The organism is Falsiroseomonas sp. (assembly GCF_041690465.1).
Classification (GTDB): Bacteria; Pseudomonadota; Alphaproteobacteria; order Acetobacterales; family Acetobacteraceae; genus Falsiroseomonas.
Genome location: NZ_JAWLHG010000097.1, coordinates 1 through 3805, shown reverse-complemented (window position 1 = coordinate 3805; position 3805 = coordinate 1). Strand labels below are relative to the sequence as shown.

General features: G+C 67.0%; 3 protein-coding genes and 1 pseudogene. 2 read left to right on the top strand and 2 right to left on the bottom strand.

Going from position 1 to position 3805, the window contains the following annotated elements; translation table 11 throughout:
* Positions 1–334: 334 nt before the first annotated feature.
* Both ACESM1_RS30210 and ACESM1_RS30205 read right to left on the bottom strand, forming a co-directional pair.
* A complete protein-coding gene (locus ACESM1_RS30210; RefSeq protein ID WP_372625094.1) occupies positions 335–1366 on the bottom strand; it encodes an amino acid ABC transporter substrate-binding protein in 1032 nt (343 codons plus the stop codon).
* A gap of 29 nt (positions 1367–1395) precedes the next feature.
* Entirely contained in the window at positions 1396–2874 is a 1479-nt protein-coding gene (locus ACESM1_RS30205; RefSeq protein WP_372625092.1) for an aspartate aminotransferase family protein, read from the bottom strand.
* Here ACESM1_RS30205 and ACESM1_RS30200 point away from each other — a divergent pair.
* Positions 2828–2962 (top strand): annotated as a pseudogene (locus ACESM1_RS30200) (LysR family transcriptional regulator); the annotation flags it as partial. The gene ACESM1_RS30205 and the pseudogene ACESM1_RS30200 sit on opposite strands and share 47 nt — an antisense overlap.
* Positions 2963–3022: 60 nt before the next feature.
* Positions 3023–3712, top strand: coding sequence for a LysR substrate-binding domain-containing protein (locus ACESM1_RS30195; RefSeq protein WP_372625096.1), 690 nt, complete (start codon positions 3023–3025; stop codon positions 3710–3712).
* Positions 3713–3805: the final 93 nt, after the last annotated feature.

The following is a 3805-nucleotide window of genomic DNA, read 5'->3' as shown; positions in this document are numbered from 1 at the left end:
GGCGACAATCGCCTCCGCCAACGCCTTCCTCTACGCCGCCTCCGTCAACCTGCTGCTCCGACGCCTCGCTCGTTCCACATGAGTTCAGAGTCAGGCACTCAGCAGCGGGACGCTGCGCTTGCGGGTCGAGAAGATCTGGTCTGAGTGGACGAGCGACTCGGCTTCGGTGGACAGATCGGTCTTGAGCTACTGCGGCTCGAAGGTGTACCGGAGGATGCGCCGGAAGTGCACGCAGTTGCTATTACGCCCGCTATCGCCAGTGCCAATATTACGAGCCATTCCCAGAATGAATCGGCCAGTCGGGCCGCGCCTGCGGCACGGCCCAATCAGGTATTCAGCGGAAGGGGGGCGCGATCAACAGGCCACCGTCACGCCACAGGCGGTTCGGTCCGCGCGCGATCCCGAGCGGCACCACATTGCGCTCGAAGCTCTCAGCGTAGTTGCCGACCTGCTCGACAATCCGCGCCGCCCACGCATTGTCCAGTCCCAGTCCTTGGCCGAGATCGCCAGTCCGGCCGAGGAAGCGCTGCACGGCGGGCTCTTGGCTCTCCCGCGCGGCGACAACATTGCCGCTGGCCAAACCGAGTTCCTCAGCCTCAATCAGCGCCCAAACACTCCAGCGCACGATGTTGGCCCAGCGGTCGTCGCCGTACCGGACCGCGACCGAGAGCGGCTCCTTCGAGACGAGTTCGGGCAAGATTACGTGCTCCGCGGCGTTCGGTGCCCGGCTGCGGAAGCCCGCCAGTTGAGTCTGGTCGCTGGCGAGGGCGTCGCAACGGCCAGCAAAGTAGGCCGCGGCCAGCTGATCCGCCTGCTCAATCATCAGTGGCGTGAAGCGCGCGTTGCGGCGGCGGAAGGCGTCCTGCACGGCTAGGCCGGTCTCGGTGCCGGGCTGGATGCAGATCGTGCTGCCGTTCAGCTGCTCCAACCGCGTGACGTTGCTCGGCCGGGGGACCATCAAGCCGGTGCCATCGTAGTAGTTGATGACGACGAAGTTTACTCCCTGGGTGGTCGCGCGACCAAGCGACCAAGTGGTGTTGCGCGCGAGCATGTCCACCTCGCCTGAGGTCAGCGCTGGTAAGCGCTGCACCGCCGTTAGCGGAACGTATTGCACCTTGGCGGCATCGCCGAGCGCAGCGGCAGCCACCGCGCGGCACGCGTCGACGTCAAGCCCACGCCATTCACCGCGAGAATCTGGCGCAGCGAAGCCGGGGAAGCCGGTACTGACGCCGCACCGCACGGCGCCGCGGGCCTTCACGGCATCCAGTGTGGCGCTGCCCTGCGCAACCGCCGGAGGCGCGGCGGCCAGATGCACCAATGCCAGCGCCGCGGCACAAGCCAGCTTGACCCGTCGTAAACATTGCATTGCTTGTTCCCTCCCAGACCGTACGCCGATCATTGAGGGCGGCGCGTAGCGCTGACCGCCTCAATCGCGTTGCGAAGGATGGCCATCGCCTCGTCCACCTGATCCGGCGTGGTTGTGGCCGGCGGCACCAGCCGCAGCACGCTGCCCTGACGGCGCAGGCTGAAGATCAGCCCGTTGGCGAAGCATTGCCGGCCCACCTCGCGGCCCTCGTCCGTGGCTGGTTGCTTACCCTCGCGGTCGCGCACCAGCTCTATGCCGGTCAGCTGGCCGCGTCCGCGGATGTCGCCGATGATCTCGTAGCGTTGCTGCATGGCATCGAGGTGCTCGCGGATGCGTGCGCCGATGGCGCGCGCCTTGGCGGGGACGTCCTCCTCGACAATCACGTCCAGGCTGGCCTTGCCAGCGGCGCAGATCAGCGGGTCGTTGCTGTGCGAATGCGTGGCGGCATAGCCGGCATTCACCACCTTCTCCTCGATTTCGGCAGTGGTGATGACGGCGCTGATGCCGACACCGCCGCCGAAGTGCTTGGCCACCGTGATGATGTCGGGAACGATGCCTTCCGACTCGAAAGCGAACATCGAGCCGAGCTTGCCGAGGCCGGTCTGCTCCTCGTCCAGGATCAGCAGCATGCCACGTGCCTCGCACATGCTCTTCAACTCGCGCAGCCAGCCAGGCGGCGGCTCCACTACGCCGCCGGCGCTGAACAGCGGCTCGGTGATCACGGCGGCGGGCCGACCGGTGCTCTGCGCATCGATCAGCTCGAAGCTCGTCTTCAGGCAGGCGTATTCGCAGCCGGGGAAGGTCTGGCGCAGCGGACAGCGGTAGCAGTAGGGCGCGACCATTGCATAGCTGCCGGACGGCAGCTGGCCATGCCCGGCATGCCAGCCTGAGAAGGTGACGGCGCGCGTCGCATCGGACAAGCCGTGGAAGCTGATGTGCGGGGAGATGATCTCGTGCCCGCCCGTGTATTTGCGGGCGATCATCATCGCCATCTCATTCGCGTCGGCGCCACTCTCGCCGAACAGGCTCTTCTGCAGCGGACGCGGGGCAATCTCGCCCAGCTTCGCCGCCAGCTCGATCTCCTTCACGTTGAAATGGCTGGAATGGGCGTGGATCATTGTGTCGCACGCTTCCTTGATGGCGGCGACCACGCGTGGATGGTTGTGCCCCAGCGCCGAGCACATCTGGCCGGAGTTGAAATCGATCCAGCTCCGGCCGTTGACGTCGGTCACGACGCTGTCCCTGGCGGTCGCGAAGATCGGCCCTTCGGCGGTCTTCTTGTCCATACGGGCACGGAAACTGAACTGCTCCGCCTGGGCGAGAAGCGCGGCTTCGGACGCGGTACTGGACATCGGGCTCTCCACGGGACCGGACCAAGGCTCGCGCGTGGACACCGCCGGCCGCAAGCGATTAGATTTCAAGCTGACATGAAGAACCTTCACGATCGGCCCGGTTGACCGCATGCGCGGGTTGCCACCATTGCGTGCTGTCGTCGCCTTCGAGGCCACGGCCCGTCTCGGCAGCATGGCCCTTGCGGGGGTGGAACTCGGGATCACGCCCTCGGCTGTGAGCCATCGCGTCGCGAGCCTGGAAGCGCATCTCGGCCAGACGCTGTTCCGCCGGGCAGGCGGCCGGCTGGAGCTGAGCGCGGCCGGGTTGCGCTTTGCCGAACGGGTGGCGACCGGGCTCGAGGAGATTGCCGCTGCCAGCCGCGAATTTGCGGCTGCGCCCGGGCCGCGCGCGGTTATAGTTCAAGTCGCGATCAGCCTCGCCACGAAATGGCTGCGTCCGCGCTTGAGCCGCTTCCTGGCGGCGCACCCGGAGGTCGCGCTGCGCGTCGTGGACGCATCGGGTCCGCCGGATTTCAGCGCGGGCCTTGATTTCGCACTCGTCTATGGCGCCGATGCCCCGCCTGGGGCAGAGCGGCTTCTGGCAGAGGAGGTGCGGCCGCTATGCAGCCCTGCTCTCCGCCAACTCCTGCCGGAGCGCCCGACCGCGGCCGATCTTCTGGCCTTGCCGCTGCTTCATTCCCGCAATGCCGTCGGCTGGCCGGACTGGTGCCGTCACATGGGCACGCGAGCGCCGCCCGCCGGCGGGATTCGCTTCGACCGCTCCCACATGGCGATCGATGCAGCCTGCGAGGGCGACGGCATAGTGCTGGAAAGCGGTTTGCTCACCGAAGCCGAACGGCGCGAGGGCAGGTTGGTCGCGGCGCTTCCCAACCCGCGCGCGACCATCGCCTCCGCGGGTTACGCACTGGTGCTGTCGGGCTCGCAATTGCCAGCGGAGGCGCTGATGTTCTTGAGCTGGCTGCGGGCCGAGGCCGGGTTGCCGGCGCATGGCTAGAGCGGTTTCCGATCAGTCTGCATCGTAGCCGGCAGCGGCGAAGTAGTTGGCGCACTCCCCAGGCGTGAAGGCGTCGACGATGCGGCCGATGGT